The 329-nt window shown below is 48.6% G+C and carries 1 protein-coding gene; it reads right to left on the bottom strand.

What is annotated here, in order from left to right:
- Window positions 1-30 precede the first annotated feature (30 nt).
- Window positions 31-329, bottom strand: a 299-nt coding sequence (locus LKE08_RS14790; protein WP_324705007.1) for an HNH endonuclease signature motif containing protein, incomplete at its 5' end; no start/stop codon positions are given.

Raw genomic sequence — 329 nt, 5'->3', positions numbered from 1 at the left:
CGTGCATGAGACTTTCACCTCACACGGCTCCTAGTTCAGTCGTCTCGTTGTCATGAGTACGACTCTTGCTTTGACTATACCATCTATGGCAGTCTTGGCATCGTGACAGTGGCGGTGCAGCAATTGGAGGTTCTTGTAATCATCCTTTCCGCCTAAGCTTCTAGGGATTATATGGTCGGTCTCCACTTGGTCTTCGATAGTGAAGTGCTGTCCGCACCATTTGCATTTGCCTTTCTGGTTTTTCAGCAGTTTGGCTTCTCGGTTTGAGATTTCTGGTGATTTCCCTCTCCTCGTTGCCCAGTAGACCCAATTTCCGTCATACGTCGATG

Origin of the sequence: Lyngbya sp. CCY1209, assembly GCF_035615495.1 — a bacterium.
Taxonomy (GTDB): Bacteria; Cyanobacteriota; Cyanobacteriia; order Cyanobacteriales; family Microcoleaceae; genus Limnospira.
Note: the sequence above shows the minus strand (reverse complement) of the source record. Positions and strands in the feature narration are given on the sequence as shown.